Source organism: uncultured Cetobacterium sp. (assembly GCF_945952365.1).
Taxonomy (GTDB): domain Bacteria; phylum Fusobacteriota; class Fusobacteriia; order Fusobacteriales; family Fusobacteriaceae; genus Cetobacterium_A.
The window spans coordinates 1-4,481 of sequence record NZ_CAMFHX010000057.1; the positions used below are offsets into that span (position 1 = coordinate 1).

Annotated in this window: 5 protein-coding genes and 2 tRNA genes; all 7 read right to left on the reverse strand. The window is 30.6% G+C overall.

Annotation, left to right across the window (positions count from 1 at the left end; genetic code table 11):
- The 7 genes from Q0O83_RS11740 to Q0O83_RS11770 all read right to left on the reverse strand — a co-directional run bounded on the left by Q0O83_RS11740 (nucleotide 1) and on the right by Q0O83_RS11770 (nucleotide 4,355).
- A tRNA-Glu gene (locus tag Q0O83_RS11740) sits at nucleotides 1-75 on the reverse strand.
- A 5-nt stretch (nucleotides 76-80) separates the two neighbouring features.
- Nucleotides 81-156 (reverse strand) — tRNA-Thr (locus Q0O83_RS11745).
- 118 nt (nucleotides 157-274) lie between these two features.
- Nucleotides 275-706, reverse strand: a complete 432-nt coding sequence (locus Q0O83_RS11750) for a hypothetical protein (protein WP_294097313.1) — start codon at nucleotides 704-706, stop codon at nucleotides 275-277.
- Nucleotides 707-723: 17 nt separating this feature from the next.
- On the reverse strand, nucleotides 724-1,359 hold the full coding sequence (locus Q0O83_RS11755; protein WP_294097314.1) for an L-threonylcarbamoyladenylate synthase: 636 nt from the start codon (nucleotides 1,357-1,359) through the stop codon (nucleotides 724-726).
- 97 nt (nucleotides 1,360-1,456) lie between these two features.
- A complete protein-coding gene (locus tag Q0O83_RS11760) occupies nucleotides 1,457-2,407 on the reverse strand; it encodes a ribose-phosphate pyrophosphokinase (RefSeq protein WP_294097315.1) in 951 nt (316 codons plus the stop codon).
- Nucleotides 2,408-2,412: 5 nt separating this feature from the next.
- Nucleotides 2,413-3,759, reverse strand: a complete 1,347-nt coding sequence (glmU, locus tag Q0O83_RS11765) for a bifunctional UDP-N-acetylglucosamine diphosphorylase/glucosamine-1-phosphate N-acetyltransferase GlmU (protein ID WP_294097317.1) — start codon at nucleotides 3,757-3,759, stop codon at nucleotides 2,413-2,415.
- 74 nt (nucleotides 3,760-3,833) lie between these two features.
- Complete coding sequence (locus tag Q0O83_RS11770; protein ID WP_294097319.1) at nucleotides 3,834-4,355, reverse strand: DnaJ domain-containing protein; 522 nt, start codon at nucleotides 4,353-4,355, stop codon at nucleotides 3,834-3,836.
- Nucleotides 4,356-4,481: the final 126 nt, after the last annotated feature.

Sequence of the window (4,481 nt, forward strand, 5' to 3'; positions counted from 1 at the left end):
TGGTACCCCGTAGGGGAATCGAACCCCTGTTTATAGAGTGAAAATCTATTGTCCTAACCGTTGAACGAACGGGGCGTTCATGGTGCCGCTTATCGGAGTCGAACCAATTACCTACTGATTACAAGTCAGTTGCTCTACCAGGTGAGCTAAAGCGGCATCCCTTAGACATTTATAATTATACCCTATGATATAAAAAAAGTCAATATTTTTTTTAAAAAAAGAAGTAGAATATTTCTCTACTTCTAACTTTCTTTTATTTTACTTGCTTTATCAACTATTTTTTTAATTGAATTAATAGTTCTCTATATTGTTTTACCATAACTTTTGTCATAGATTTTTTTATTAACTGATACCATTTAAACTGAACTGTTTCCATTCCTCTAACAGCATCTGCAACCATTCTTGTTAAAAACTCTTGCTCTTCATATGAAAGTTTTAATTCCATTCTATCCTTTGAATCAGCTATAGTTTTTACATAATCTAAAAACTGCCCTACATTTTGCATTCCATTATTTACATCAAATTGTTTTTTTATCTCTTCTATGAATTTAGATAAGAATTTTTTTGTTCCTTTATCTAAAGTTACAGAATACTTTCTTTTTCCTTTTCCTATCTTTTGAATCGAGTTCATCATTCCCATCATAGATGACATCGAATTCATTTGCATAGGGTTCATGTTATTTGGGTTTAACTTTTGTGCCTTCATTATTCTCCTCCAAAATTTTATATTTTACCAATAAGTTTCTCTATTGTTTCTTTTTTTATTGCTCCCTCACGAAGTATTTTAGGGATATCTTTTGTTAAATCTAATATTGTTGACTCTACTCCTAAAGGTGATACTCCTCCATCAACAATTATATCAACTCTTTCTTTAAATCTATCATTTAACTCATCATAACTTCTAGGAGTTATTTCACCCGATATATTAGCACTTGTTGTTGGTAAAATCCCTCCAACCGCTTCTATTATCTCCTGAGCTAATTTTAAAGCTGGAATTCTTACTCCTACTGTCTCTCCTCCAGAAACCATTATATCTGGAACGCTATTTTTTTTATTTAAAATAATTGTCAAAGCTCCTGGCCAAAACTCTTTTGCCAACTTCTCCACAAGATTTTTTTTATCTTTATCAACTATCGCTATTTTTTCTATATATTCAACTTTACTTAAAAGAGCTATTAATGGAGAACTAAAGTTTCTCTCCTTAGCTGCATATATCTTTTCAATTCCTTCTAAAGATTCTATATTTGCTCCTACACCATAAACTGTATCTGTTGGATATATAATTATTCCATTTTCATCTAAAGTTTTTTTTATAGTTCCGAAGTCAATATTGTCTTTTTTATATACAATTCTTTTCATAATAAATCCTTTTCCTTATTTTTTTTATTTATTATAAAATAATTCTAACATATAAAAATAAAAAAAGCTAGTATAATACTAGCTTTTCTAAGTGCTTTTACTTTTCAAATAATTCAGATACAGATTCGTTATTTACAATTCTTCTAACTGCTTCTGCAAGTATCTCATCAACAGATACTACTTTTATTTTATCTATTTTTTTAGATTCTGGAAGTGCTATTGAATCAGTTATGATAACCTCTTTTAAGCAAGAAGCTTCTAATCTTTCAATAGCTGGATCAGAGAATACTCCATGAGTACAACAAGCATAAGCTTCTATAGCTCCTCTTGCCATTATAGCTTCAGCTCCATTTGTTATAGTTCCTGCAGTATCGATCATATCATCGATAAATATTGCAGTTTTACCTTCAACTTCACCAATTAAGTTCATTACTTCTGACATATTCGGCTTCGGTCTTCTCTTATCAATGATTGCTATTTTACAATCTAACCATTCAGCTAATTTTCTAGCTCTTTTTACTCCTCCGATATCTGGAGATACTACTACCACTTTCTCTCCTGATAATCCTCTAGCTATAAACGACTTAGCTAATAAAGGTAATGCTTGCATGTGATCCATTGGAATATCGAAGAATCCTTGAATTTGATCAGCATGTAAATCCATAGTTACGATTCTTGTCGCTCCTGCTGTTGTTAATAAATTTGCCACTAATTTAGAAGTGATCGGCTCTCTAGGTCTTGATTTTCTATCTTGTCTAGCATATCCATAGTAAGGAATAATAACGTTTATTGATTTTGCTGACGCTCTTTTTAATGCATCGATAAATATTAATAACTCCATTATATTCTCGTTTACTGGCTCAGATGTAGATTGAACAACAAATACGTCTCTACCTCTTACTGTTTCTCCTACACAAACATAAACCTCTCCATCTTTAAATCTAACAATCTCAACATCTCCTAATGAAGTTCCGTACTTCTCTGCTATTTTTGTAGCTAACTCCATGTTTGATGTTCCGGCAAAAATTTTTACCCCAGGTCTTTCCATTTTATCTATTTCCTCCAATCAAATTTTATAACTTGTTTACTTCTTGATACCGCTAAGGCATTTTCTGGAACATCTTTTGTTATTACAGATCCTGCTCCAACCAATGCATTTTCTCCTATATTTACAGGAGCCACCAACATGGTATCACTTCCTATAAAAGCATTTTTTCCAATTGTGGTTTTGAATTTATTTTTACCATCATAATTACATGTTATTGTCCCTGCACCTATGTTAGTTTTTTCTCCAACTATAGCATCTCCAAGATATGTTAAATGCCCTGCCTTAACACCCTTTTCTAATACTGATTTTTTCACTTCTACGAAGTTTCCGATATGAACTTCCTCTTTCAGATGTGATTTAGGTCTCAAGTGAGCAAATGGACCAATTGTTACCCTATCCTCTACTATACTCTCTTCTAATACAGAACTCTCAACTCTAACATCGTTTCCTACTTTACAATCTATTATTCTTGTATTTCCTAAAATTTCACAATTTTGACCTATCACTGTATCACCTTGTAATAAAGCTCCTGGATAAACTACTGTGTCCTGACCTATTTGAACACTCTCTTCTATGTAAACACTATTTTTATCAATGAAAATAACTCCATTTTCCATGTGTTTTTCGTTTATTCTATTTTTCATTATGCAATTTGCTTTTTCTAACTCTATTTTAGAATTTATTCCTAAAATTTCGTCATTATCCTCTAATAAAAAGGCTTCTACTTTTTTTCCATCATTAACATTTATTGCAATAACATCAGTTAAGTAGTATTCTCCTTTTTCATTTCTATTATCAATTCTGTCTAAGGCTGATAATAACTCTTTTGCCTCAAAGCAATAAACACCTGCATTTACCTCTTTTATAGCTTTAACTTCTTCTGAAGCCTCTTTTTCTTCAACAATTCCTATAACATTTCCATCTTTTTTTACAATTCTACCATATCCAAATGGATTTTCATATATTGAAGTTAAGATTGTAGTTATAGCCGCTGTTTTTTTATGATAATCGTATAACTCTTTTAAAGTTTCCTCTCTTAAAAGCGGTGTATCTCCACAAAGTATCATTACTGTTCCATCAAAATCTTTTAATTTTTCTTTTGCTTGAATTACAGCATGCCCTGTACCTAATTGCTCCTCTTGAATTACATACTCCATATCTGGAAGTACTTTTAATACCTCTTCTTTTTTATGTCCCAATATAAGTATATTTTCAATAGAACCAATCTTACTACATGTATTAACAATTTTCTGTACCATAGGTACTCCACAAACTTTATGTAAAACTTTTGGCAGCTCTGATTTCATTCTCGTACCTTTTCCAGCTGCTAAGATTAATGTCTTTAAACTCATTATACCCTCCATTTTATTCAACTTTTACATTGTACCATAAGATTTAATATTTTTGCAAAAAAAAATATTTATAATTATTGAAGTTTCTCATATGCTTCATTTATTTCTTTAAATTTTCTCTCATGCATCGCTCTTACTTCTTCATCTGCATTTGCATATCTATCTGGATGATGTTTTTTAGCTAAATCTCTAAATGCTTTTTTTATCTCTTCAGGAGTTGCTCCCTCTTTCACACCTAATATTGAGTAATATTTACTTTTATCCTCAAATGTTCCAAAAGGATTATTTTGATATCCACCTTGGTAGCTTCCACCATACTGATTCCCTTGGTTTCTAAACATATCTTCAAAATCTTTTTGAGTATAAGATTGATAATAAAATGTCTTTTTTCTCGGATTTTTTTTGTTTATAAAGTATCTAATAACTAAAAATATAAGAATTATTGGGAAAAATTGAATTACTATAAATCCAAAAAAAGAAATTAGTAACATTATAAAAAATAGTGCCGGTAGTGCAGAAACTGCTTTATTCATCCCAAACAATATTGCTATTACTAAAAAAATAGCTGCTGTTAAAACTAATGCTATTGATATCATTTTTTTCTCCTTGATTTTTTACTATATTATAAAATAAGGGAATAGACATACTATCCCCTATTTTTATTTACGTTTCTGTTAACTTAAAATTTATTGAAACTACTCCAATCCTTTGAGGTATAATAG